This window comes from Micromonospora noduli, assembly GCF_003264475.1.
In the GTDB taxonomy this organism is placed as follows: domain Bacteria; phylum Actinomycetota; class Actinomycetes; order Mycobacteriales; family Micromonosporaceae; genus Micromonospora; species Micromonospora noduli.
On record NZ_PYAC01000012.1, the window covers coordinates 316,666 to 339,149 of the forward strand.

General features: G+C 71.8%; 24 protein-coding genes. 8 read left to right on the forward strand and 16 right to left on the reverse strand.

All coding sequences use genetic code 11. The features are described 5' to 3' along the window. Positions 1 to 14: 14 nt before the first annotated feature. Positions 15 to 650 carry an 8-oxoguanine DNA glycosylase OGG fold protein gene (locus MED15_RS16185; RefSeq protein ID WP_112731817.1) on the forward strand — a complete coding sequence of 212 codons (636 nt, stop codon included), beginning with the start codon at positions 15 to 17 and terminating at the stop codon, positions 648 to 650. A 5-nt stretch (positions 651 to 655) separates the two neighbouring features. On the opposite strand, the gene MED15_RS16190 is transcribed toward MED15_RS16185, so the two are convergent. After that, a complete protein-coding gene (locus MED15_RS16190; RefSeq protein WP_112582310.1) occupies positions 656 to 1,024 on the reverse strand; it encodes a DUF4180 domain-containing protein in 369 nt (122 codons plus the stop codon). Further along, entirely contained in the window at positions 1,017 to 1,469 is a 453-nt protein-coding gene (locus MED15_RS16195; protein WP_112731819.1) for a helix-turn-helix domain-containing protein, read from the reverse strand. The genes MED15_RS16190 and MED15_RS16195 overlap by 8 nt, the downstream gene beginning before the upstream one ends. Before the next feature lie 169 nt (positions 1,470 to 1,638). Here MED15_RS16195 and MED15_RS16200 point away from each other — a divergent pair, with 169 nt between their 5' ends. Beyond that, the gene (locus MED15_RS16200) at positions 1,639 to 4,986 is read left to right on the forward strand and encodes an ATP-binding protein (RefSeq protein WP_112736063.1); all 3,348 of its coding nucleotides are present in this window, start codon (positions 1,639 to 1,641) and stop codon (positions 4,984 to 4,986) included. A 50-nt stretch (positions 4,987 to 5,036) separates the two neighbouring features. Here the strand turns inward: MED15_RS16200 and MED15_RS16205 are convergent, their stop codons facing one another. Next, a complete protein-coding gene (locus MED15_RS16205) occupies positions 5,037 to 6,005 on the reverse strand; it encodes an alpha/beta hydrolase (protein WP_112736065.1) in 969 nt (322 codons plus the stop codon). A 49-nt stretch (positions 6,006 to 6,054) separates the two neighbouring features. Continuing rightward, a complete protein-coding gene (locus MED15_RS16210; protein ID WP_088946385.1) occupies positions 6,055 to 6,360 on the reverse strand; it encodes a putative quinol monooxygenase in 306 nt (101 codons plus the stop codon). A 157-nt stretch (positions 6,361 to 6,517) separates the two neighbouring features. Here MED15_RS16210 and MED15_RS16215 point away from each other — a divergent pair, with 157 nt between their 5' ends. Next, positions 6,518 to 7,423: an AraC family transcriptional regulator gene (locus MED15_RS16215; protein WP_112601823.1), complete on the forward strand. Its 906-nt coding sequence runs from the start codon at positions 6,518 to 6,520 to the stop codon at positions 7,421 to 7,423. Between the two features lie 82 nt (positions 7,424 to 7,505). On the opposite strand, the gene MED15_RS16220 is transcribed toward MED15_RS16215, so the two are convergent. From MED15_RS16220 to MED15_RS16230, 3 genes are read right to left on the reverse strand one after another with little or no spacing between them, the layout of a single operon-like run. Further along, positions 7,506 to 8,363: an ABC transporter permease gene (locus tag MED15_RS16220; protein WP_112582303.1), complete on the reverse strand. Its 858-nt coding sequence runs from the start codon at positions 8,361 to 8,363 to the stop codon at positions 7,506 to 7,508. Next, positions 8,360 to 9,373, reverse strand: a complete 1,014-nt coding sequence (locus MED15_RS16225; RefSeq protein WP_112725642.1) for an ATP-binding cassette domain-containing protein — start codon at positions 9,371 to 9,373, stop codon at positions 8,360 to 8,362. The genes MED15_RS16220 and MED15_RS16225 overlap by 4 nt, the downstream gene beginning before the upstream one ends. A gap of 27 nt (positions 9,374 to 9,400) precedes the next feature. After that, on the reverse strand, positions 9,401 to 9,955 hold the full coding sequence (locus MED15_RS16230) for an NADPH-dependent FMN reductase (RefSeq protein WP_112736288.1): 555 nt from the start codon (positions 9,953 to 9,955) through the stop codon (positions 9,401 to 9,403). A gap of 130 nt (positions 9,956 to 10,085) precedes the next feature. On the opposite strand from MED15_RS16230, the gene MED15_RS16235 reads away from it, so the two are divergent. Further along, complete coding sequence (locus tag MED15_RS16235; protein WP_112725641.1) at positions 10,086 to 10,601, forward strand: GNAT family N-acetyltransferase; 516 nt, start codon at positions 10,086 to 10,088, stop codon at positions 10,599 to 10,601. 25 nt (positions 10,602 to 10,626) lie between these two features. On the opposite strand, the gene MED15_RS16240 is transcribed toward MED15_RS16235, so the two are convergent. After that, the gene (locus MED15_RS16240; RefSeq protein WP_112680430.1) at positions 10,627 to 11,613 is read right to left on the reverse strand and encodes an aldo/keto reductase; all 987 of its coding nucleotides are present in this window, start codon (positions 11,611 to 11,613) and stop codon (positions 10,627 to 10,629) included. 81 nt (positions 11,614 to 11,694) lie between these two features. Next, positions 11,695 to 12,447, reverse strand: a complete 753-nt coding sequence (locus MED15_RS16245; RefSeq protein WP_112725639.1) for an SDR family oxidoreductase — start codon at positions 12,445 to 12,447, stop codon at positions 11,695 to 11,697. A gap of 102 nt (positions 12,448 to 12,549) precedes the next feature. Between MED15_RS16245 and MED15_RS16250 the strand changes: the two genes are divergently transcribed. After that, positions 12,550 to 13,392: a helix-turn-helix transcriptional regulator gene (locus MED15_RS16250; RefSeq protein WP_112582295.1), complete on the forward strand. Its 843-nt coding sequence runs from the start codon at positions 12,550 to 12,552 to the stop codon at positions 13,390 to 13,392. Here MED15_RS16250 and MED15_RS16255 read toward each other — a convergent pair. Further along, positions 13,350 to 14,357, reverse strand: a complete 1,008-nt coding sequence (locus MED15_RS16255; protein WP_112736067.1) for an ArsR/SmtB family transcription factor — start codon at positions 14,355 to 14,357, stop codon at positions 13,350 to 13,352. The genes MED15_RS16250 and MED15_RS16255 overlap by 43 nt on opposite strands. A 130-nt stretch (positions 14,358 to 14,487) precedes the next feature. On the opposite strand from MED15_RS16255, the gene MED15_RS16260 reads away from it, so the two are divergent. Then, positions 14,488 to 15,018: a nuclear transport factor 2 family protein gene (locus MED15_RS16260; RefSeq protein ID WP_167457659.1), complete on the forward strand. Its 531-nt coding sequence runs from the start codon at positions 14,488 to 14,490 to the stop codon at positions 15,016 to 15,018. A gap of 79 nt (positions 15,019 to 15,097) precedes the next feature. On the opposite strand, the gene MED15_RS16265 is transcribed toward MED15_RS16260, so the two are convergent. The 3 genes from MED15_RS16265 to MED15_RS16275 form a co-directional block, all read right to left on the reverse strand. Further along, the gene (locus tag MED15_RS16265; protein WP_112736070.1) at positions 15,098 to 15,793 is read right to left on the reverse strand and encodes a hypothetical protein; all 696 of its coding nucleotides are present in this window, start codon (positions 15,791 to 15,793) and stop codon (positions 15,098 to 15,100) included. A 78-nt stretch (positions 15,794 to 15,871) separates the two neighbouring features. Further along, positions 15,872 to 16,723, reverse strand: a complete 852-nt coding sequence (locus MED15_RS16270; protein WP_225855060.1) for an aldo/keto reductase — start codon at positions 16,721 to 16,723, stop codon at positions 15,872 to 15,874. 97 nt (positions 16,724 to 16,820) lie between these two features. Then, positions 16,821 to 17,786: a LysR family transcriptional regulator gene (locus MED15_RS16275; protein WP_112582287.1), complete on the reverse strand. Its 966-nt coding sequence runs from the start codon at positions 17,784 to 17,786 to the stop codon at positions 16,821 to 16,823. A gap of 52 nt (positions 17,787 to 17,838) precedes the next feature. Here MED15_RS16275 and MED15_RS16280 point away from each other — a divergent pair, with 52 nt between their 5' ends. Both MED15_RS16280 and MED15_RS16285 read left to right on the forward strand, forming a co-directional pair. Next, on the forward strand, positions 17,839 to 18,762 hold the full coding sequence (locus tag MED15_RS16280) for a serine hydrolase (protein ID WP_112736072.1): 924 nt from the start codon (positions 17,839 to 17,841) through the stop codon (positions 18,760 to 18,762). 154 nt (positions 18,763 to 18,916) lie between these two features. Next, positions 18,917 to 19,894: an MBL fold metallo-hydrolase gene (locus MED15_RS16285; protein ID WP_112582284.1), complete on the forward strand. Its 978-nt coding sequence runs from the start codon at positions 18,917 to 18,919 to the stop codon at positions 19,892 to 19,894. Positions 19,895 to 19,937: 43 nt separating this feature from the next. On the opposite strand, the gene MED15_RS16290 is transcribed toward MED15_RS16285, so the two are convergent. Genes MED15_RS16290 through MED15_RS16300 form a run of 3 tightly spaced genes read right to left on the reverse strand, consistent with a single transcriptional unit; the run spans position 19,938 to position 22,328 of the window. Beyond that, positions 19,938 to 20,477 (reverse strand): DUF1697 domain-containing protein, encoded by a 540-nt coding sequence (locus MED15_RS16290; RefSeq protein WP_112601813.1) that lies wholly within the window; start codon positions 20,475 to 20,477, stop codon positions 19,938 to 19,940. Positions 20,478 to 20,505: 28 nt separating this feature from the next. Beyond that, positions 20,506 to 21,174, reverse strand: coding sequence for a response regulator (locus MED15_RS16295; RefSeq protein ID WP_112736074.1), 669 nt, complete (start codon positions 21,172 to 21,174; stop codon positions 20,506 to 20,508). Then, positions 21,171 to 22,328: a sensor histidine kinase gene (locus MED15_RS16300; RefSeq protein ID WP_244220473.1), complete on the reverse strand. Its 1,158-nt coding sequence runs from the start codon at positions 22,326 to 22,328 to the stop codon at positions 21,171 to 21,173. The genes MED15_RS16295 and MED15_RS16300 overlap by 4 nt, the downstream gene beginning before the upstream one ends. Positions 22,329 to 22,484: the final 156 nt, after the last annotated feature.

Genomic DNA, 22,484 nt, shown 5'->3' on the forward strand with positions numbered 1-22,484 from the left:
CTGGGGAGGCGACGATGCAGGCGACCGAGGGTCTGGTGTTACCGGGGGAGCGGGCTCCGGTGAGGTTCAACATGGACAGGTGGCGGGCTGGGCTACCACCGGATGCGTGGCCCGACACGCTGCCAGCGAGCGGGGAGCTCTGGCGGCGGGACGTCTTCGCGGTGGCCGACGCGTACCGGGCGGGGTCCGCGAGCCCACGGCACCTACTGGCGGCCGTGCTGGCCTGGGCCTACGGCCCCATCGGGTACGGCCCGTGGCGCGCCGCCAGGTCGCTCGACGCCGATCCGCACGGCAAACGCCTGGCGTACGCGCTGGAGGAGGTGTCCACGCCCGCGCCCGACGAGGACGCGCTACGTACGGCGTACCGCCGCTTCCGCGACCCCGATCACGCTCGCCTGCCGTGGTTGGGGCCGGGCCTGTGCACGAAGGTCCTCTACTTCGTCGGCTATCGGCGCGGGGTGGGCGGCGTGCAGCCCCTGATCCTCGACCGTGTCGTGGCCGGTCAACTCCCCGCCGAGGCGGGTGTCGGCCGGCGCAACGGGTGGTCGTCCGAGGAGTGGCTGGCCTATCTGCGGTGGGCGGCCGAGCAGGCTCGGATCAGGGGAGTGGAGCCGGACGCGGTGGAGATGGCGGTCGTGCCCGACCGGTGAGGTGGCTATCGCGCCGCGCGGAGGCGGGTGTCGAGCGCGTCGAGGTCGGGGACGAACCAGATCTGCCCACCCTGGTTCGACTCGTGCACCAGCGCGCGCAACGCGGAGCTCTCCGCGAGCTGCGCCGAGATGTCGCCGACGACAGCCAGCCGCACCCGGTAGTTGACGAACTTCTGCATCACGTCGCCGGCGAAGCGGGTGCCCAGCGAGAAGAAGCGTTCGTCGAGTCGGTTGGCTGGCACGGCGACCACCTGGGCGCCGAGGAACGCCGCCCCGATCAGGTCCAGCGCGTCCTGCTCGGTGGCCAGCGGCGGCCCCGCCGGGTCGCAGACCAGCACCGGCACTCCGGCGCGTTCCTGGATCTCGTCAGGCATCGTGGACCTCCCGGTCGAGCAGGCCGTTGTCGGCGTTGAGTACGGCGTCGAGCAGGTGCAGCAACTCGGCGGTGGCGGCCGGGTCACCCAGGATGATGATCTTCATGCGATGGCGTTCCTCGTCGTACACGGTCTGCACCCGCAGCGGGTTGGCCTGATCGTGGCCGGTGTTGGCGCTGGTGAGCACGAGCGTGCCGAGCCGGTCGGCGGCGGCCCTGTCGACACCGTCGATCTGGACGATGCTCGACACCTCCGCCTGCCTGCCGACGCTCGGCGCGGTCGGGGTCTGTCCGGTGAGGGCGTCGAGATCACTGGCACCGATCCGGTACTGCTTGCCGATCCGCACGGCGCGCAGCCGACCCGAGCGGATGTAGCCGCGCACAGTGCGCACATGCAGGTTGAGCCGGTCGGCCACCTGCTCAACTGAGTACATTTCTTCCGTCATCGCTCCCTACGCTACCCGAATGGGGAAGTATAGGGAATGATGGGGCCCGACTCGTTGGCGACATCAGCTCCAAAGGCTCCGAACCCACCTGGGCTGGCGAGACCTCGCGAGGCGTTCCGCCGGCTAACTCGCTCGCGCTGTCGGACGGGTCCAGTACCGTCTGGGAACCATGGACGCGCTGGGCGACGCCATCATCGGGCGGAATCACCCCGCGGGTCTGCTGCGCGCCGAGTTGGACCGCGCCACCACCAGCCACGGCGGTCTCGCCCTGGTCACCGGCGAGCCGGGCATCGGCAAGACGACCCTCGTCACGTCGGCGGCCCGGGAGGCCCGGCAACGAGGCGCGCTGGTGCTCGGCGCCGCCTGCTGGGATTCCGACAGCGCCCCCGGCTACTGGCCGTGGGTGCAGGTGCTGCGTGCCCTGCGGCGCTCCGCCGACGACTGGGCGGTGGCGCGGCAGTCCGCAGAGCCGGCCCTCGCCGCCCTGCTCGGCCAGTCCGGCGCCGGCGGCGAGCAGGCCGGTCGCCTCGTCAGTTGGGCCGGCGTCGACCCCGGCCCGGACGCCGCCGACCAGGAGGCGTTCGCGCTGTACGACGCGGTGACCGCCGCCCTGGTCGCCGTCTCCCAGCACCGGCCGGTCGTGGTCGTCCTCGACGACCTGCACTGGGCCGACCCGGCCTCACTGCGGTTGCTGAGCTTCGCCGCCCAGCACACCTGGTTCGAGCGGCTCCTGCTGATCGGCACCTACCGCGACGCCGAGGTCGAGTCGGGCGAGCATCCGCTGCGCCCGTTGCTGATGCCGCTGGTCGCGAAGGCCACCACGATCACCCTCACCGGTTTCACCCGTGACGAGGTGGCCGCACTGATGACCCGGACGGCCGGCCGGGAGCCCGAGGCCAGCCTGGTCGACGAGGTGCATCGGCGCACCGGCGGCAACCCGTTCTTCGTCGAGCAGACCGCGCGGCTGTGGCACGCCGACGACGCGGTCGGCACGATCGCACCCGGCGTACGGGAGGCGGTGCGCCGCCGCCTGGCCCAACTGCCCGCCGCCGTGGTGGAGGCGCTGACCGTCGCCGCCGTACTGGGTCGCGAGTTCCACCGCCAGGTCCTCGCGGCCTGCGCGCCCGCACCGGCGGCGCAGGTCGACCGGTTGCTCGACCGGGCGGTGACCGCCCGACTGGTGGTCGCCCGGGGCGGTGGCCGCTTCGCCTTCGCCCACGACCTGGTCCGCGAAACCCTCTACGACGGGCTGACCGACGACGACCGGCGGGCCCGCCACGGCGCGGTCGTCCGGGCGGTCGACGACCTGCGGGAGCTCACCGACCGGCTGATCCCGGCCGACCTTGCCCGCCACGCCTACCTGGCCGGCCCCGCGCTCGACCGTGCTCGGGTGGCGACTCTGCTGGTCGCCGCCGGGCGGGACGCGTTCGCCCGGCTGGCCGGCGACGAGGCGGCGGTGCACTTCCGCCGAGCCCTCGAGGTCGTCGAAGACCCGGCACAACGAGTGCGGATCCTCGTCGAGTTCGCCGAGTCGCACTATCACCACGCCCGTCGGGAAGAGGTCACGCGACTACTGGCCGAGGCCGCCAGGCTGGCCCGTTCACTCGACGAACCGGTGCTGCTGGCCCGGGTCGCGCTCACCGTGAACCGCTCCCGCCAGGTGGATACCGCCCAGTCGACCGAGGCGGCGGAGTTGGTGCGCGAGGCGTATCGCCGGTTGATCGGCGAACCGGACGCCACCGCGACGGTCGGCGCCCTGGTCGCCGACCTGATCACCGCCAGCGAGACGATCGCCCGTCGAGGGCAGGACGACGAGGCGCTCACCTTCAGCCTCTGGGCCCGTCACGACACGACCTGGGGGCTCGGCACCGCCGCGGCCCGAGCCGCACTCACCGCCGAGATCCGGGACGTGGCCCGTCGGACGGGTGACCGGGAGACCGAGCTGTGGGCCACCTCGCTGCGCTGGGTGGCCCTGCTGGAGTTGGGCGACCCTCGCTTCGCCGAGGAGCTCACCACCTTCGTCGACGCCGAGCGGCAGGGCGACTTCGCCCGGCACCGGCTGGCCGCGGCCGTCGACAGCGGGATCATCGCGGCGTTCCAGGGTGACTTCGCCACTGCCGACGAGCGGTTCGCCGTCCTCACCGACCAGACCGACCCGGGCCACACCGAGTTCGGGTTCATGGGCCACCACCTGCGCTGGTCCCGACTGCTGCTCCAGGGCCGGGTCGCCGAGGCCGCCGCGCTGGTGGACGGGCTGGCCCCGATCGACTACCCCTACCGGGAGCTGCTGCGCGCGATCACCGCAGCCGAGCGGGGCGACGGCGAGACGGCGATCCGCCTGACCGCCGGCATCGAGGCCGACGGCATCCGGTACCCGCGCCCGGTGTCACCGCTCTGGCTACGGCTACGCGCGCAGGCCGCCGCCGCGTCCGCCGACCCGCAGCGCTGCGACGCCGCGCGGGCCGCGCTGGCCCCGCATCGTGGAGAGTGGACGGTAGGGCTCTTCGGCTGCGATATCAGTGGCCCCGTCGACCACTGGCTGGCGCTGGTCGACGCCGCCCAGGCACGCTGGGACGACGCCATCGCCGGCTTCACCGCCGCTCGGGACTCCGCCGACCGGCTGGGCTCCCGGCCCTGGTCGCTGCTCGCCCGCACGGGCCTCGCGAACGCCCTCGCCGGCCGAGGTCACCCCGGCGACACCGTGACGTCGGCTGCGCTGCGCGCCGCCGCCGTCCAGGAGGCGACAGCCCTCGGCATGACGCAGGTGCTCCACCGGCTCGCCGCACCGACGGCCCCCGACGCCGACGTCCCGGACCAGGCCGTCATGTCGGTCCAGGCTGCTGGGTCGGGTCAGCTTGTAGGGCCCGGCCAGGCCATCGCGCCGGGCCAGGTTGCTGATTCGGGCCGGGCCGTCGGGTCGGGTCAGGTCGTCGCGCCCGGCCAGGCCGCGCCGCTCGCGACTGCGATCGAGGGGTACGAGTTTCGGCGCGACGGGCCGGTCTGGCAGCTCGCGTACGACGGGGTCGTGGTGCACCTGCCCGACGCCAAGGGCCTGCACGACCTGCACCTGCTGCTCAACCGCCCGGGCAGCGACGTACCGGCGGTCGAGTTGCTTGACCCGGCGGCCGGGCCGGAGCTGGTCGCCGCCCGCCGGATGGGTGCCGACCCGGTCCTCGACGACGAGGCGAAGGCCCGCTACCGGAGGCATCTGGCCCGCCTCGACGAGGAGATCGACCGGGCCGCCGCCCGCGACGACGACCGGAAGGTGTCCAAGCTGGACGTCGAGCGGGGTGCGTTGCTCGACGAGCTGCGTGCCGCGGCGGGCCTCGCCGGCCGGAGTCGCCGCCTGGGCGACGAGGCCGAACGGGCCCGCAAGACGGTGACCGCGCGAATCCGCGACACGCTCCGCAAGCTCGACGACCGGCACCCGGCACTGGCGAGCCACCTGCGCGACGCCGTCTCCACCGGCACCACCTGCCGCTATCTGCCGCCGGAGCCGCTGCGCTGGCGGCTCTGAGCCCGTGGCCGGCGCGCCGGCTGGTCAGCGCCGGGCACGGGCCCCGCGGCTCAGTCCTTGAGATCGGGGCTGGGGTCCAGAACCCGGGCGAGCCAGTCGGTCTGGGCGCGTCGTGCCGCGGCCGACACGCGGACCTCGGGGAACAGCGCCGAAAATCCGTGGAAGCCACCGGCCCACAGGTGCAACTCGGCCTGGCCGCCAGCGGCCCAGATCCGGCTCGCGTAGCTGACATCCTCGTCGCGGAAAACCTCGGCGGTCCCAGCGTCGATGTACGTGGTCGGCAGACCGGACAGGTCGTCCGCCAGCGCGGGTGAGACGTACGCGGAGACGTCGTCGCCGATGTTGTCGCCGAGGACGCTGCGCCACCCGAACTCGTTCATCTCCCGGGTCCACACGCCGTCCAGCCCGCTGTACTGACGGCTGGAGGTGGTGTCGTTGCGGTGGTCGAGCATGGGGCACGACAGCAACTGGGCGGCGATGGTCGGGGTATTGCGGTCGCGAGCCATCAGCGTGACTCCTGCCGCCAGGCCACCTCCGGCGCTGGCACCGGCTACGACGATGCGGGCCGGGTCGATGCCGAGGTCCACGGCGTTCTCGGCGACCCAGAGCAGGCCCTGGTAACAGTCGTCGACCAGGGTCGTACCGGTTACCTCCGGGGCCAGCCGGTAGTCCACGGTGACCACGACGGCGCCGAACTGGTCGAGCCATTCCAGCGGGACATCGATGTTCGAGTAACGGTCGCCCCACATCATCCCGCCGCCGTGGATCCAGTAGACGCAAGGTGCGCCGGCGGCACGATCGGTGGGGCTGAGGATGGACAGCGGGATCGGTGTTCCGTCAGTGGCGGGAACGGCGACCTCGCGCCGCTCGATCGCACGGCCTTCCAGATGACTTTCGATCGACGGTTGGGGAAAGTGGCGCAGCTGCTCGATCACCTCGGGGCCGAGGGGCGGCATCGACGGCAGTTCAGCCAGGGGTACGAGCAACTCGGGGTCGATGCCCGGTCGGGGGAGGTTCATCAGGATCCTTTCGCTGACACAGGTAGGGGTGATCGGTGCGGTCGCCGGTTCAGAAGGTCGCCTTGCCGCCGACCGGCACCGCGTCGGTGTACGCCGAGTCACCGGCCAGCAGCGGCTGAAGCTTCGCGACCAGGGCCTGCGCCTGCTCGCCCGCGAAGAACGCGCTGTGCGCCTCGGCGCTGGTCCAGCCTTCGATGACGTGGACGACGTCGCGGTCGGACGCCGAGCGGGACACGAGGAAGACCACGCAGTCGTCGTGCGGCAGGGACGGTGCGTCGAGCAACAACTGGATCAGCTCGTCCGCCTTGCCCGGCTGAGCGGTCATGGTGGCCTGGAACCCGTGGTGGACGGACATTGTTGAGACTCCTAATCGTTGAGCTGCGCTGCACTCTTCGGGAAACTGACACTCCTATGGAAGCGCATTTACCAGCAGAAACGTTAGAATGATGCTCGCTATGGCTTGCCTGATCCTCTCGTTGTGGCGAGGATCGATCCTGTGCTTCAATCGGGTCGTGGACCTCGACGAGCTGCGGGTGTTGCTGGCCAGGCACGCCCGACCGGATGTGAGCACCACCATTGAGGGCGTGCTGATCTCCAAGGTCGAGCAGCAGACGGCACCGACCACGTCGATGTCGGGCACCGTGCTGGCACTCATCGCCCAAGGCGCCAAACAGATGGCGCTGGGCGACCGCGTGTACGAGTACCGGGCCGGCCAGTACCTTGTCGCGTCGGTCGACCTGCCGGTCACCGGCCGTTTCACTCAGGCGAGCGCCGATGCGCCGGCTCTGGGTTTCGGGCTGGTGCTACATCCGGCCATGGTCGCGGAGTTGCTGCTGCAGGCGGCGCCGGGTGACCTCCCGCCCCTGGCGGGCGGGACACCGTCCGGGATGGTGGTCAGCGACGCTCCCGACGAGCTCGGCGACGCGGTGATCCGACTGCTTCGGCTGCTGGATCGGCCCCGGGACGCCACGGTGCTCGCGCCCCTGATCAAGCGGGAGATCCTGTGGCGGCTGCTCACCGGGGAGCAGGGTGCGGCCGTCCGGCAGCTCGGTCTGGCCGACAGCAGCCTCAGTCACATCGCCCGGGCGGTCCGGTGGATCCGCGACCACTTTGCGCAGCCGTTCCGGGTGGAGGAGCTGGCGCGGCTGACCGGAATGAGCGTGTCGGCGTTCTATCGCAACTTCCAGGCGGTGACCGCGATGAGCCCGATCCAGTTCCAAAAGCAGATCCGATTGCAGGAGGCGCGGCTCCTGCTCGCCACGCACCCCAACGACGTCACCGGGGTGGGCATCCGGGTTGGCTACGAGAGCCTGTCGCAGTTCAGCCGCGAATATCGTCGCCAGTTCGGCGCGCCTCCCAGTCAGGATGCCACCCGCCTGCGGGGGACCATCCGAGCCGAGGTGCCGGCGGTCGTCTGACCACCAGCGTTCACCCGGGCACCCGGACGACAGCCGACGGGCGCCGCCACAGCCGTGGCGGCGCCCGTCGCTCGAATCACTGTCAGCGGCGGTTGTACCTGTACATGGTCAGGGTGCCGAAGACCAGGACGAAGCCGGCGCTCCAGAGCAGCAGCCACATCGTGGCCGACGGGTCCGAGTCGCCGCTCATCGCTCCCCGGATCGCGGCCACCAGCTGCGTCACCGGGTTGACCTTCACGAACGCCTGGAGCCAGCCGGGCATGGTGCTCGGCTCGACGAAGACGTTGCTCAGGAACGTCAGCGGGAACAGCACCATCATGCTGACCCCCATCACCGACTTCTCGCTGCGCAGGATCAGCCCGAAGAACGTCCACACCCAGGAGAACGCGAACGAGAAGATGACCAGCAGCCCGATCCCGGTGACAACCCCGACCACGCCGCCTTCGGGGCGGAACCCGAGCACCAGCCCGAGGCCCAGGATCACCACGGCGGCGAGGATGTAGCGCAGCACGTCGCCGAAGATCATGCCGACCAGGGCGGCCGGACGCCAGACAGGCAGCGTCCGGAACCGGTCGAAGATGCCCTTCTCGATGTCGGTGTTGAGGCCGATGCCGGTGTACATGGTGATCATGACGACGCTGGTCACCATGATGCCGGGCAGGAAGAACTGCAGGTATTCGCGCGGACTGCCGGCGAGGGCGCCACCGAACAGGTACGTGAACATCAGCACCATGATGATCGGGAACGCGGTCACGTCGAAGAGCTGCTCCGGTACGTGCTTGATCTTCAGCATGGCCCGCCAGCCGAAGGTGAGCGACGCGCCCAGCGCGCTCGGCCGGGGCGGTCGGGAACCTGGCGCGAGCACTGTCGCCAGCGCCTCAGCGGACGGAACGTAGACGGACGGCGCCCGTTCGGTGGTGGTGGTCGTGGTGTCGCTCATCGGGCTGCCTCCAGCTCGTCGTCGCGCTCGTCGGTCGGCACGGCGGGGTGGTCGGTCAGGGCCAGGAAGACCTCGTCCAGGCTCGGCTGGCCGAGGGAGAAGTTGTCGACAACGATGCCGGCGCGGGCCAGGTCGCTGAGCACGCGGGCGGCCTGGGCGCTGGCGTCGAGGTCGGTGCCGGCCTCGCCGACGCGGGCGGTCAACGCCACCGGATCGGCGGCGAGCTGCACCGGCACGTCGAGCGCCTTCCGGAGCACCCGCTCCGCCTCGGGGCGCTGAGCGGGGTCGCGCAGTCGCAGGTGGACGGTTCCGGAGCCGATCGACGACTTCAACTCACCAGGGGTGCCCTCCGCGATCACCCGGCCGTGGTCGACGACCGCGATCCGCCCGGCGAGCTGGTCGGCCTCGTCGAGGTACTGGGTGGTCAGCAGCACCGTCGTGCCGTGCGACACCACCGCCCGGACGATTTCCCACACCTGGTTGCGGCTGCGCGGGTCGAGGCCGGTCGTCGGTTCGTCGAGGAAGAGCAGATCCGGGGTGTTCAGGATGCTGGCGGCGATGTCGATGCGTCGCCGCATTCCGCCCGAGTACTTCTTCACCTGGCGGTCGCTCGCGTCGGTCAGGCCGAACGCGGCGAGCAGGGCCGCGGCGCGCTCCCGAGCGGCAGGCTTGCGCAGGCCGAGCAGGCGGGCGAGGAGCACCAGGTTCTCCGTGCCGGTCAGGTCCTCGTCGACGGAGGCGTACTGGCCGGTGAGGCTGACCCGGGAACGGACCTTGTCGGCCTCGGTGACCACGTCGTGCCCGAACACGCGGGCGGAGCCGCCGTCGGGTCGCAGCAACGTGGCGAGCACCCGGACCGCTGTGGTCTTGCCCGCGCCGTTCGGGCCGAGCAGACCGTAGACGGTGCCGGCGGGCACCTGGAGGTCGATGCCGGCCAGCGCCCGGGTGTCTCCGAACGAGCGGGTGAGCCCCTCGGCCTCGATGGCCAGGCCGGTGGTGCGTCTACTCATGATCCTTACCTTTCGTGTTGGACGTGTTCAGGAGACGTAGGGTCGAGCCGCCCGGCCGTCGCGCAGTGCCAGACCCCACCAGCGCAGCTGGTCGAGCAGGACGCCGACGTCGCGTTGCAGCTCGTCGGTGCACTGGGTGGTCGGCTCGCCGGCGAGCAGGTCGATCCCGACGACGTCGCGCACCGTCATCGCGTGCAGTGCGGTGAAGACGGTACGGAGCTGGTCGACCGCGTGCAGGCCGGTGGACCGACAGCCGTACGACACGAAGCCGACCGCTTTGGCCTGCCACTCGTCGTACGCGTAGTCGATGGCTTGTTTCAAGGGTGCCGGGAAGCTGTGGTTGTACTCGGGGGTGACCACGACGAACGCGTCCGCCCGGCCCACCTCGCGGACGAACGCCCGGATGGACGCTGTCGGCTCGGCGGGGTAGGTGGCCGGGAAGTCGTACTCGGTCAGGTCAACGACCGTCACCGCCAGGTCGTCGTGCCGCGCGGCCTGCTCGACGAACCAGTGGGCCAGCCGGTCGCCGACCCGCCCCTCCCGGGTGCTGCCGACGATCACGGCGATCCGCAACTGTGCCATGGCCACCCCCCTTCCACACTGAAGGCGCGAGGTGACGACACGCGCCCGCTAGATCCGATCTAGCGGGCCCGGTTCGGGGGCGAAGTGTCGGTGGGATCGGCTTGACTGGGGGTCGACGAACGGGGGCGGAATGGCACAGGTACGCATCGAGCAGTGGCACGAGGACGACCTTGACCTGCTGCGGCAGCTCAACTCACCGGACACCCGCAAGCACACCGGCGGCCCGGAGACCGACGAGCAGGTGCTCGCCCGGCATGACCGGTACGTGCACTTCTCCGGCACCGAGCAGGGCTGCATGTTCACGCTGGTGCTGCCGGACGGGGCACGGGCGGGCAGCGTCGGCTACTGGGCCCGCGAGTGGCGCGAGCAGCCGGTGTACGAGCTGGGCTGGGCGGTGCTGCCCGAGTACCGGGGGCAGGGGCTGGCGACCGCGGCGGTGCGCGCGGTGGTGGACGTGGCCCGCGCTCGACGGGACCGGCACTACGCCCACGCCTACCCCTCGGTCGACAATCCGGCGTCGAACGCGGTGTGCCGCAAGGCCGGCTTCACGTTGCTCGGCGAGACCGGTTTCGAATACCCGCCGGGGCGGATGATGCGGGCCAACGACTGGCAGCTCGACCTGACCGCCCCACCGACCGTGAGCTGAGGTCGGCGGGGCGGTCGGTGACAGGTCACCAGGTGGTGTCGAGGCGGTGCCGTTGCTCGGCGGTCAGCTCCAGGTCGACCGCTGCCAGGCTCTCCTCCAGTTGCGCCACCGAGGAGGCACCCACCAGCGGGATGGACGGCAGCTCACCGCCCAGCAGCCAGGCGAGCACCACCTGGTTGACAGTCGCGCCGCTCTGCCCGGCTACCTCCCGCAGCGCGGCCAGTCGTCGGGGCGCGCTCGGCAGGTCGTACGCCGAGCTGAGCGGCTTGTCCGCCCGGGTGAACGCCCCCTTGAGCAGCGGCGAGTACGCCACCAGGGTCAGCTCGGGCTCGGCACGCAGGTAACTGAGCAGGTCACCGCTGACGCCGCCCGGCTCGCCGTCCGGGTCCAGTTCGCTGATCAGGTCGGTGCGGTTCGGCAGGTAACTGCGGTGGTACTGGAGCACCTCGTACCCCGGCAGGCCGGCGGCGGCGGCCAACGCGCGGGCCCGCTCCACCCGCCAGGCCCGGTGGTTGCTGGCACCCAGCAGACCCACAGTGCCCTCGGCGACCAGCTCGGCGAAGCCCTCCACGGTCTCCTGGAGCGGCACGGTCCGGTCCTCGATGTGCGCGTAGAGCAGGTCCAGCCGCTCCACCCCGAGCCGTTCCCGGCTGCGCTCCGCGGACTCGCGGATCACCTTGGCGGAGAGGCCCTCGGCGTTGTCCAGGTAGCTGGTCCCCGGGGCCAGCGGTCGGGCACCCAGCTTGGTGGCGATGACGATCTCGGCGCCGACGCCCCGGCTGCGCCGCCACCGGCCGAGCAACTCCTCACTCTGCCCGCCCTGGCCGCCGTCCACCCAGAACGCGTAGTTGTCCGACGTGTCGATGAACGTGCCGCCGGCCTCGACGTACCGGTCGAGGATCGCGTACGAGGTGGCCTCGTCGGTGGCGCTGCCGAAGAGCATCGCGCCGAGGCTGAGCACGCTGACCTCGCGCCGGGTCGCCGGGTCAGCGCCGATCGTGCGGTACCGCATGGGAGTCTCCTCTCGTGCGCCCTACCGGTGGGCGCACGAGTCACAGTGCCGGCTGGAGCGCACTCCAGGTCAAGCGCTCAGTCACCACTGCAGCACGCCGTACCCACCGCCGGCGTCCATCTGGAAGCCCCACAGCAGCCCGCTCGGGCCGTCGGCCGGCAGGGTCGCCAGGTGCACGCTCACCTCGGCGCCCTGCTCGGCCGTGCGGAAGCCGCTGTTGCCGTTGAGGTCGGTGGCGCAGTAGCCCGGGTTCGCCGCGTTCACAGTGATCGGGGTGTCCCGCAGCTCCTTGGCGTACATGGCGGTGAGCATGTTCAGCGCCGCCTTCGACGACGGGTACGGCACGGAGGTCAGCTCGAACAGCGCGCCGTTCGGGTCGGTCATCACCGCGATCGAGCCGACCTCGCTGGAGACGTTGACGATCCGGGCGGCCGGTGCCCGGCGCAGCAGCGGCAGCAGCGCGTTGGTCACCGTCACCACCCCGAAGACGTTCGTCTCGTACAGCCGGCGCAATGTCGCCACTGTCGTCTCGCTGGGCAGCCCCCGTGCGCCGTCGGCGAGGAGGATGCCGGCGTTGTTGACCAGTACGTCCAGCCGGCCGTACTCCGCCTCCACCCGCTTCGCGGCGGCCGTCACCGACTCGGCGTCGGTGATGTCGAGTGGCAGGAACACGGCGTCCGCACCGCCGTCGCGCAGCTCCCGCTCCGCCGCTCGCCCCCGCTCGGCGTCGCGGGCGCCCACCAGCACTGTCATCCCGAGGGCGCCGAGCTGGCGGGCGGTGGCGAAGCCGATCCCTTTGTTGGCCCCGGTGATCAGGGCGATCATGTTCGTCATACCGTCGAGCCTCGTCGGGCTGGCCGCGCCCGGGGAGAGCCGGGCCGAGGCTGGGACCGGTGGTACCACCCTCGTCGGCCCGGCCCGGGGCATGCTGGGGGCATGACGAGCAGCGGTCTGCAGCGTGACGAACTGGCGGCGTTCCTGCGCACCCGCCGCGCCCGCCTGAGTCCCGCCGAGGTCGGGCTCCCCGAGGGTGAACGCCGACGGACCCCCGGGCTGCGCCGACAGGAGGTCGCCCAGCTCGCCGGGATGTCGATCGACTACTACATCCGGCTGGAGCAGGGTCGCGGGCCGCACCCGTCCCGGCAGGTCCTCGCCGCGATGGCCCGGGCGCTGATGTTGAGTCGGGACGAGCGCGAGTACCTGTTCCGGATCGCCGGGGAGAACCCGCCGCGCACCGTCGGCCCGAGCCGGGAGGTCACCCCAGGGCTGCGGCACCTGCTCGACGCCATGACCGAAACCCCGGCGTACCTCGTCGACGCCGCGTACCACGTGCTGGCCTGGAACCGGCTGGCCACGTACTTCATGGGCGACCTCTCGGCCGTGCCGGACGCGGACCGCAACATGATTCGCTGGACCTTCCGGCGTCCGGCGACCGACAGCCACTGGACCGACGCCGAAACCATCTGCTTCGTCCGCAGCACGGTGGCGGACCTGCGGGCCGCCTACGGCCGTTACCCGGCCGACCCGGCGATCCGCGAGCTGGTCACCGAGCTGCTCGGTACCTCGCCCCGGTTCGCGCGGCTCTGGGCGGAGCACGATGTCGAGGAGCGCCGCCCCATCGTCAAGCGGGTGCCGCACGCCGAGCTGGGATCGTTGGAGTTCGAGTGCCGGGTGTTGCTGGTGCCGGAGACCGAGCAGCGGATGATCGTTTACGTCCCCGAGCCGGGCTCGCCCACTCAGGCGGTGTTCCGCCAGCTCGCCGAGCGCGTCGCAACCTGACCTGCCCGGCACCCGACCAGCCCGTCCCCGTGGTCGGACCGCCGGTAGAGCACGCTGTGCCGCTCCCGAGTGCGCACCACCAGGCCGGAGCGCAGCAGCACCCCCAGGTGGTAGGAGACGGTGGCCGGGGCCAGTCGGTGTCGCTCGCTGAGCTGCCCGGTGGACCGGGGAACGTCCAGGTCCGCCAGGATCGCCGCCCGGCTCGCACCGACCAGGTCACCGAGCCGATCCGCCCGGCGCTGGACTGTCGGCCCGACGCCGACCGGGTAGACCAGCACGGCGTTGCCCTCGTCGCACAGCTGGGTGGAGAGCTGAGGCCAGGCCAGCGCCGACGGCGCGAGCACCAGCTCCGCGCCGGTCAGCGCGGTGGTGATCCGGTACGAGCTGTCGATGGTCAGCGACCTGCCGGTCCAGCCGACCTTCGGGTGCAGGCTGTTGAGCATGCTGCCCACTCCGGCGGTGGCCATCGTGGTGGCTCGCAGGGCCAGCTCGGCCTCCAGCGTGGTCCGCACAGTTGGCCACTGCTCGGCGAGTGCGGCCCCCCAAAAGTGGCGCAGCCCGTTGGTGACCCGCCGGGCCAGGGTGCCGTCCTCGACCGCCGTGCGGATCCGCGCCGGGAGCCCGCCCGCCGGAAACCGCTCGTTCACCTGCGCCGTCACCTCGTCGGCGGGCGTCGCGGCCGTGGCCGCCAACTGCTGCTCGAAGGCCGCGTCGAGCGGACCCAGCGGCGGCTTCGGCGTGAGCAGGTCCGGCGTGTAGCCGAGCCGGCCGGGCGGCGTCACCAACTCCGCGACCAGGGCCACGTCGGGGTGCCGCAGCGCGGCGCGGGCGGCCGGACCGGGATCGCCATGCACCGGGTGCCCGAAGCGCGACAGCGCGGCCCGCAGCCAGGACGTCACCTCCGAAGCTGGCGAGATCGCCAACCGGAGCCGCGCGAGGCTCGAACCGTCCAGGTGAGCGACCATCACACGGCGGATCGTACAAGCGGCGACATCGATGTGTGGTCCGCATTCGAGCCTGTTCGAATCACTGGCCGACCGCGTGGCGGGCCGGGTTGGCTGCGACGGCACAACCACTCGTCCGAAGGAGAACCCGATGCGTCCACCCGCCTCCGCCCGTCCCGCCGGCCGGCTCGGCCGCACGATCGCCCTGCTCGGGCTCACCGCCGGCCTGCTCGCCGCCGCTCCGGCCGCGGTGTCGGCCGCCACCCCCGGCCCGGGCGACACCGCAACCGGGGACGCGGCGGTCCGCGGCTGCGTACGTGCCTTCGACCGCGCCGTCCGGGCGTACGTGGAGACCACCGCCCGGCGGGACCTGGACGGCTTCGCCGCGCTGCTGCACCCCGATGTCACCTCCGTCTTCGCCTCCGACGGGGAGGTGCTCGACGGCAAGAGAGCCACAGTGGACTGGCTGCGCGGGTTCTTCGCCGACGACTCGTGGACCCAGTCCTTCAGCGTGGCGAAGCAGACAGTGGTGGGCTGCCGGACGGGCTTCGTGCTGTTCGACTCCGTCTACGCGGTGCCGGCCACCGGCACCAGGGTGCCGCTGTTGATCGGGGTCAGCTACACCTACCAGCACGGCCGGTGGCTGGTGTTGCAGAACCAGGACTCCGTGGGCCGAATCTGACCACGGAGGCTGGCAAGGGTCGCCAGCCGGGGGAGGGGCGGGCGCCAGCGCAATGGGGCGCCCGCCCCGGCGGCGGCGTTCAGGCGGCCTTCTGCAGGGCGGCCACCGCCAGCGGCGCAATCTTCGCGATCAGGGCGCTGCCGGCCGCCAGGTCACCGTTGCTCGCCGCGGCGTCGACCTCCATGACGAAGTTGCCGCGCACCAGGACGAGAGTGCACTGGTGTCGAATGGCCTTCCCGCTCAGCCGCTCGCAGAAGGTGATCACGTCCGGGCCGTCAGGCAGCGGCGGGGGCGACGGCCGCAGGATCGTCGACGTGCGCCCGTCGTCGGGCACCTCGTACCGCTTGCAGGTCGCGAGGACGGACCGCAATTCGTCGGCGAGCTTGCGCCCCGGCACCTTCAGGTAGCCGACCACGTACTGCCGGACCCACACGGACTCGCCGTCCCAGATCCGCTCCCGGTAGGCGGTGCGTTTGATGTCCGACGGCAGGCTCGCCCTGCACAGGGAGATCAGCTTCCACGCCTCGGTGTTCTCGTCGGTGTACTGGGCGGTCTCCGGGTGGAACTTTGCGTCCAGGTTCAGCATCGCTGCGGTGACCCGGCTGCGGACCTCGGCCGTGGAGGTCGGCGCCGGACGTGGCTTCGGCGGGGTCGGCGAGGCCGATACCGAAGGCTCGGACCAGCGGGGAGCCTCGGCGGCCTGGCTCGGCGCGCAGGCCACTGGCCAGAGTAGAAGCAACGACAGCAGAGCCGGGGTGGTGCGGCGGAACGACATTGCCGGGGACGGTCCTTTCACGGCGAAAGGGGGCCCGTCCGGACCCCCTTTCGCTGAGCGCCGCCGCCAGCTCAGGTGTTACGCGGGCAGGTAGGCGAAGGTGTCCGGGTTGGGGCCCTGCCGGCCGGCCTCGCCCTTGTTCAGCGCGGTGATCCGCTCCATCGCCGCGTCGTCCAACTCGAAGTCGAAGATCCGGGTGTTCTCCTCGATCCGCTTCGGGGTGGTCGACTTCGGGAAGATGATGTCGCCGCGCTGCACGTGCCAGCGGAGCACCACCTGCGCCGGGGTCCGGTCGAGCTGCCCGGCGATGTCGACGACCGTCGGGTCGTCGAGCACCTTGCCCTGGGCGATCGGCGACCACGCCTCGGTGAGAATGTTGTGTGCACGTCCGTAGGCGCGGACCTCGTCGTTGCCGAAGTACGGGTGCGCCTCGATCTGGTTGACCGCCGGCACGACGCTCGCCTCGTCGGCCAGCCGCTCCAGGTGCGACACCTGGAAGTTCGACACGCCGATCGAGCGGGCCCGGCCGTCGCGCTGGAACTCCTCCAGCACCTTCCAGGTCGAGACGTAGTCGCCGTCGTACAGGGTCGGCAGCGGCCAGTGGATCAGGAACAGGTCGATGTAGTCCATCTTCAGCGCCGCCAGCGTCGAGTCGAACGCCCTGCGGGCGTCGTCGGGGCGGTGGAAGCCGTTGTTCAGCTTGCTGGTCACGTAGACCGAAGCCCGGTCGAGGCCGGACACGCGTACCGCCTCGCCGACCTCGGCCTCGTTGCCGTACATCTCAGCGGTGTCGATGTGCCGGTAGCCCACCTCCAGGGCGGTGGTCACCGCCGCGACGGTGTCCTTCGGCTCGATCTGGAACACCCCGAAGCCGAGCTGCGGAATGGTGGTGCCGTCGTTCAGGCTGATGTCGGGAATCGTGATTGCCACTGCGGCTCCTTCTCGTCTTCGTTTCCTGTCATCCATACCCGGGTGGGTGGACGATCCACCGCCCAATCGGTGGTGACGAACGCAACGGCGGATCGGTTCACCCGGTCGTGTCGAACAGCACCGGCCACGGCCGTGCCGCCGGCACCGACGTCGAGGGCTGCGCGGGTGCGGTGGGCTCGGCGTCGGCCAGCACCTCCGCGGCGAGTTGGCCGAACATCGCCGCCGCCGGGTGCGCCGACCGGTCCGGCCAGGCCGCCGAGGTGCGCTTGGCCAGCGGTGCGTCGGTGATCGGCCGCCAGGCCATCCGGGGTTCCCGGCGGGCCACCGCCGCCGGTTCCACTGCCACCCCGCCGCCGGCCAGCACCAGCCCGCAAAGGAACTCCGGGTTGCGGGCGGGGCGCACCCGCCCCGGGCGCCAACCATGCTGCCGGCACACCGCCAGCAGGTGGTCGTGCCAGCCGGGGGCGGTGGCGCGGGGCGCGGCCACCAGATCCAGACCGGCCAGCGACGCGAGCGTCACCTCGCGGCCGCGGGCCAGCGGCGAGGTGCGCGGCAGCAGCACCCCCAGGGGTACGTCGACCGGGGCGCCGAAGCGCAGCCCGTCCGCCGCCACCGGGTGATGCACGAGCCCCACGTCCAGGGTCCGCTCGGTGAGCATCCGCACCTGCTCGGCGGTGGTCAGCTCGTGCAACTCCACGTCCAGGCCGGGCGCCCGGGTGGTGAGCCCGTCCAGCAGCGAGCGCAGCGTCACAGCGGGCGTCTCCGGTGGCACCCCGGCTCGGAGTACGCCCAGCTCACCGGCGCGGATCTGCCCCATCAGGCTGCGGAGTCGACCCTCACCGGCGAGCAGTTCCTCCGCCTCGCCGAGCAGCAGCTCACCGGCGGTGGTGAGGCGTACCTGGCGGCGGGACCTGTCGAACAGTTCGACCGTCAGCTCCCGTTCCAGCCGCTGGATCGACTGGCTCAGCGGCGGCTGGGCCATCCCGAGCAGCTCCGCGGCCCGCCCGAAGTGCAGTTCGTGTGCGACCACCACGAAGTGCCGCAGGTGCCGGAGCAGATCCACGGCCGGGACCCTACGCCAGCGCCACCACGGCGACGCTGGATACCGTGCTGGCGTGGACGTGGAGGAACGCATCGGTGCCATCTTCGCCGCCGTCGGGGTGACGGCCAGCCTGCACGTCGTGGACCTGGACGCCGTCGACCTGAGCGCCGTCGAGGGCGACGGACCGGCCGGCGCTCTTCATGAGGTCGGGGTACGGGCCGACGAGCAGGTGGTGATCGCCTCGATCTTCAAGATTCTGCTGGTGCTGGAGTTCGCCCGGCAGGTCGAGGCCGGGCAGCTGGACCCGACCGAGCGGGTACTGGTCACCGCCGCCGACCGGCTCGGTGGGTGGGGTCTGGCCGGCTGCGACGACGACGCCGAGGTGTCGCTGCGCGACCTCGCGTACTTCGCCATGTCGGTCACCGACAACACGGCCGCCGACCTGCTGCTGCGCCGGGTCGGCCCGGACCTGCTGCCGATGCTCGCCGTCGAGCTGGGGTTGACCCGTACCCGCGTCCTCGGTGGCCCTCGGGAACTGGTCGAGATGATGCTCGCCGACGTGGGCGCCCGGACCGAGGCGGAGTTCGCCCGGATCTTCCCCACGCTGCCTGCGGACCGGGTCCGGGCCATGCGGGTCTTCGACCCCGCGCACGCCACGTCCAGCACCGCCCGGGAGATCACCCGGCTGCTCACGCTGATCTGGCGGGACGAGGCCGGGCCGGCGGCGGCCTGTGCGATGGTCCGCACCTGGATGGCCCGGCAGATCTTCTGGACCCGGCTGGCCGCTGGTTTCCCGCCCGGCGTGCGGGTCTCCGGAAAGACCGGCACCCTGCCCGGGTTCCACCTGGAGGCCGGGGTCGCCGAATACCCCGACGGCGGCCGGTACGCGATCGCCGTCTTCGCCCGCGCCGAACAGTTGACCCCGCGCCGCATCGACGTGGACCTGGCCATGGGCGAGGCTGCCCGGACGGCCGTCGAGGCGCTGCGCGGCGACTGATTTCGCGCCCCTCCGAGCGCCGCCGCACCCCGGCCGAGCAGGACCGATATCCGCTGGCGTATCGAAGCCGACGGCCCTTGATCTTGGACTGCGGCCCGGTGCCGCTGGTTGGCTCGTGGTCGACACATCACCCGACCACGGGGAGTAGATCCGCATGCCCAGTCTCGACCGCCGACGCTTCCTGCGCGACGCCGCCGCCACCACCGCCCTGGTCTCCGCCGGTGGCCTCGCCGCCGGCGTCGCCACCCCGGCCCAGGCCGCGCCCTCGACCGCCGCGCCCACGCCGACCGCTCGCCGTAAGGGCGCGGTCAGCTTTCGCTGGTGGGGTACGGCCGGCTGGCGCGTCGACATCGGCGACCGCACCGTTCTCGTCGACCCGTTCCTCAGCCGGATCGACACCGGGCTGTTCACCGGGGCGTTCAAGACCGACACCGCGTTGACAGTGCGCACCGACGTGATCGACCCGCGGGTCGACCGGGCCACGACGGTGCTGGTCACGCACACCCACTGGGACCACTTCATGGATGTGCCGTACATCGCCAAGCGCACCGGCGCGCGGGTGTTCGGCACGCTGACCGCGTACCACCTGGGATTGGCCTACGGGTTGCCGTCGACGCAGCTCAGCGCCGTGAAGGGTGGGGAGGTGCTGGACTTCGGCGACCACAGCGTCGAGGTGGTCGGCTCGCTGCACAGCCGCAACCCGTCGTACTCGGTGGCCTTTCCCGGTGTGCGGGTGAGCCCGCCGCCCCAGCCGGCCACCATCGCCGACCTGCCGGAGGGTGACACGCTGGGCTACCTGCTGCGGGTCGACGGCGGACCGTCGGTCTACTTCACCGGGGCCAGCGACGTCGCCGAGCGGAACCTCACCGGCCTCGCGCCGGACGTGGCGATGGTGGCCATGCAGAACGCCACCACCACCGGCGACTACCTGCCCCGGCTGCTGGCCGGCCTCGACTACCCGAAGGTCGTGGTGCCGGTGCACTACGACAACTTCGAGACGGCGTTGCAGAACCCGCCGCCGGTCGCCCCGACCGACCGCACCCGGCTGAACGAGATGATCGCGGCGGTGCGCCGGATCTCGCCGCGCAGCCGGGTGCTGGTGCCCGAGTACGAGACCGCCTACCACTTCTGAGCACCGTCGGTGGGGGTCGCCGAGCCGCGGCCCCCACCTGAGGTCAGGAGGCGGTCATCTCCGCCAGGGCCCGCACCGACTTCCAGTTGCGGGAGGTGGCCACCACGCCGAGCTTCTTCTCCAGGTACGCGTTTGTGAACTTCGACCGCCCGTAACCGCCGTCGACGTAGTGCAGGAACACCTCCCGGCCGGTCACCGTGAACGACACGTTCTCGCCACCGGGCACGGCCAGTGAGTCCACCGTGGATTTCTTGGGTGCGGTGGCGAGGAAGGCCACCAGCAGTCGCGTCGGGTCGTCCTCCCGGTCGGCGTACGGGTTGCCGCCGGCGATCGCCGCCAACTCCCGGCCGCTGCGCACCAGCACCGGCACTGTCAGCGCCAGCTCGTCAGTGAGCGCCCGCGCGATGCCCGCGGCCAGCTTCTCCGCGTCGCGCACGGTGCTGCCGAAGGCCACGTTGCCGCTCTGCAGGTACGTCTTGACGTCCTCGTGCCCGAGGTCGGTGACGATCCGGCGCAGGTCGGCCATCGCCAGCCGGGTGGTGCCGACGTTGACCCCGCGCAGCAGGGCGACGTACCGGGTCATGGCTCCTCCTCGGGTGCGGACAACCCGCTCAGCGTAGGCCGCCCGGCCCCACCAGGCCGGTCTCGTACGCGACGATGACCAGTTGCGCCCGGTCGCGTACCGCCAGCTTGGTCAGCAGCCGCCCGACGTGCGTCTTGACGGTGGCCTGACTGAGGTTGAGGTGCGCGGCCAACTCCGCGTTGGACAGGCCCCGGGCGATCAGCGCGAGGACCTCCCGTTCCCGATCGGTCACCCCGTCGAGCTGCCGGGGCAGCGGCCGGGTCGGCGCCGGCTGCCGGGCGAACTCGTCGATCAGCCGGCGGGTCACCGTCGGCGCGAGCAGCCCCTCCCCGGCCGCGACCACCCGGATCCCGGTCAGTAGATCCGCAGGTGGGGTGTCCTTGAGCAGGAACCCGCTGGCTCCGGCGCGCAGCGCCCCGTAGACGTACTCGTCGAGGTCGAACGTGGTCAGGATGATGACCCGGGTGGCGGCCGTCGCCGGGTCGGCGCAGATCCGCCGGGTCGCCTCGATGCCGTCCATCTCCGGCATCCGGACGTCCATCAGCACCACATCCGGTCGGTGCTGCTCGGTCAACGCGACAGCCTCCACGCCGGTGCCCGCCTCACCGACAGTGGTGCAGTCGGGGCTGAGATCCACCAGCAGCCGGAAACTGCCGCGCAGCAACGCCTGGTCGTCGGCGATCAGCACGCGGATCACGCGGCCACCCGGTAGGGGAGGCTGGCCGTCACCGCGAACCCACCGTCGGAGCGGGGGCCGGCACGGAACTCCCCGCCGTGCAACGCCACCCGTTCCCGCATGCCGATCAACCCGTGCCCCTCCCCGCCGAGCAGGACCGGCCGCCGGCCGTCGTCGGTCACCTCCACCCGCACCTCGTCGGGCAGGACGGTCACCGTGGCCCGGCAGGCGGCCGGCGCCGCGTGCTTCACCACGTTCGTCATTGCCTCCTGCACGATCCGGTACACCGCGAGGCCCACCGACTCCGGCACCGCGCCGGCCGGCTCGTCCCGCCGCACGTCGAGCTGCACGTCGACGCCGCCGATCGCCGCCTGCCGGGCGAGGAGGGGCAACTCGTCCAGCCCGGGCGTCGGCGCGTACGGGCTGTCCTCGCGCAACACGCCGAGCACCCGACGTACGTCGGTCAGCGCGGTGCGGCCGGTCTCCTCGATGACCCGGAGCGCGGCGCCAGCCTCGCGCGGGTCGGCCTCGGCGACGTGATTGGCGACGGCCGCCTTCACCACGATGAGACTGAGCGTGTGCGCGACCACGTCGTGCAGCTCACGCGCCACCCGCAACCGCTCCTCGGTGGCAGCCTGACGGACCAGCTGATCACTCTGCCGGGTGGCGAGGGCGCGTCGCTCCCGGATCAGCCAACCGATCACCCAGGCGGGCGCGACCATGACGGCGGCGTAGACGACAGCGCCGGTCCGCGACCAGAGGTCGCCCGCGGTCAGCACCAGGCCGACGCTCACCAGCGCGAGACAACCGGCGGCGCAGAGCATCGACCGGCGGGTGGGCGTCGCCACGGCCACCGTGTAGAAGGACAGGCCGATGGCGAACGCCGGGGCGGCGGCCGCGAAGTTGGGTATCACCCCGGTGATCAGAGCGACGGTGGCGATCGAGCTGATCACGACGGCCACCGTCATCGGCCACCGTCGCCGGACGGCCAACGGCAGCCCGAGGGCCATCCCGACCAGCACCGACACCCAGAGCGGCTCGCGTACGCCGCCGTGCAGCGGCGACTCCAGCGCCGCGTACGGGCAGAGCAGCCCACCGACGGCCACCGCCAGCAGGGCGTCCACGGTGTAGAGATCCACCGGCCGCATTCGTCGGGTCAGCAGGAGAGCGGTCACCCGTCGAACGGTAACGGCCGGCCGGGTCGGCCGCGTCCGCCTGCGGGTGGTCATCCCGCAGGACGACGCGCCGGCGTTTGTGGGCCCCGGACTCCACCCTGGGGAGGGCCAGAAAGTGCCCGCCCCGGCCCGACGCGCCGCACCCCCGGCATTCGG

Excerpts from the sequence above, each read along its gene's own strand:
- MED15_RS16250 (WP_112582295.1), top strand. The coding sequence starts at position 12,550 with ATGACGAGCAGCGGTCTGCAGCGTGACGAACTGGCGGCGTTCCTGCGC.
- MED15_RS16225 (WP_112725642.1), bottom strand. The coding sequence starts at position 9,373 with ATGAGTAGACGCACCACCGGCCTGGCCATCGAGGCCGAGGGGCTCACC.
- MED15_RS16185 (WP_112731817.1), top strand. The coding sequence starts at position 15 with ATGCAGGCGACCGAGGGTCTGGTGTTACCGGGGGAGCGGGCTCCGGTG.
- MED15_RS16230 (WP_112736288.1), bottom strand. The coding sequence starts at position 9,955 with ATGGCACAGTTGCGGATCGCCGTGATCGTCGGCAGCACCCGGGAGGGG.
- MED15_RS16260 (WP_167457659.1), top strand. The coding sequence starts at position 14,488 with ATGCGTCCACCCGCCTCCGCCCGTCCCGCCGGCCGGCTCGGCCGCACG.
- MED15_RS16220 (WP_112582303.1), bottom strand. The coding sequence starts at position 8,363 with ATGAGCGACACCACGACCACCACCACCGAACGGGCGCCGTCCGTCTAC.
- MED15_RS16205 (WP_112736065.1), bottom strand. The coding sequence starts at position 6,005 with ATGAACCTCCCCCGACCGGGCATCGACCCCGAGTTGCTCGTACCCCTG.
- MED15_RS16285 (WP_112582284.1), top strand. The coding sequence starts at position 18,917 with ATGCCCAGTCTCGACCGCCGACGCTTCCTGCGCGACGCCGCCGCCACC.
- MED15_RS16255 (WP_112736067.1), bottom strand. The coding sequence starts at position 14,357 with ATGGTCGCTCACCTGGACGGTTCGAGCCTCGCGCGGCTCCGGTTGGCG.
- MED15_RS16210 (WP_088946385.1), bottom strand. The coding sequence starts at position 6,360 with ATGTCCGTCCACCACGGGTTCCAGGCCACCATGACCGCTCAGCCGGGC.
- MED15_RS16245 (WP_112725639.1), bottom strand. The coding sequence starts at position 12,447 with ATGACGAACATGATCGCCCTGATCACCGGGGCCAACAAAGGGATCGGC.
- MED15_RS16190 (WP_112582310.1), bottom strand. The coding sequence starts at position 1,024 with ATGCCTGACGAGATCCAGGAACGCGCCGGAGTGCCGGTGCTGGTCTGC.
- MED15_RS16200 (WP_112736063.1), top strand. The coding sequence starts at position 1,639 with ATGGACGCGCTGGGCGACGCCATCATCGGGCGGAATCACCCCGCGGGT.
- MED15_RS16265 (WP_112736070.1), bottom strand. The coding sequence starts at position 15,793 with ATGTCGTTCCGCCGCACCACCCCGGCTCTGCTGTCGTTGCTTCTACTC.
- MED15_RS16240 (WP_112680430.1), bottom strand. The coding sequence starts at position 11,613 with ATGCGGTACCGCACGATCGGCGCTGACCCGGCGACCCGGCGCGAGGTC.
- MED15_RS16195 (WP_112731819.1), bottom strand. The coding sequence starts at position 1,469 with ATGACGGAAGAAATGTACTCAGTTGAGCAGGTGGCCGACCGGCTCAAC.
- MED15_RS16235 (WP_112725641.1), top strand. The coding sequence starts at position 10,086 with ATGGCACAGGTACGCATCGAGCAGTGGCACGAGGACGACCTTGACCTG.
- MED15_RS16290 (WP_112601813.1), bottom strand. The coding sequence starts at position 20,477 with ATGACCCGGTACGTCGCCCTGCTGCGCGGGGTCAACGTCGGCACCACC.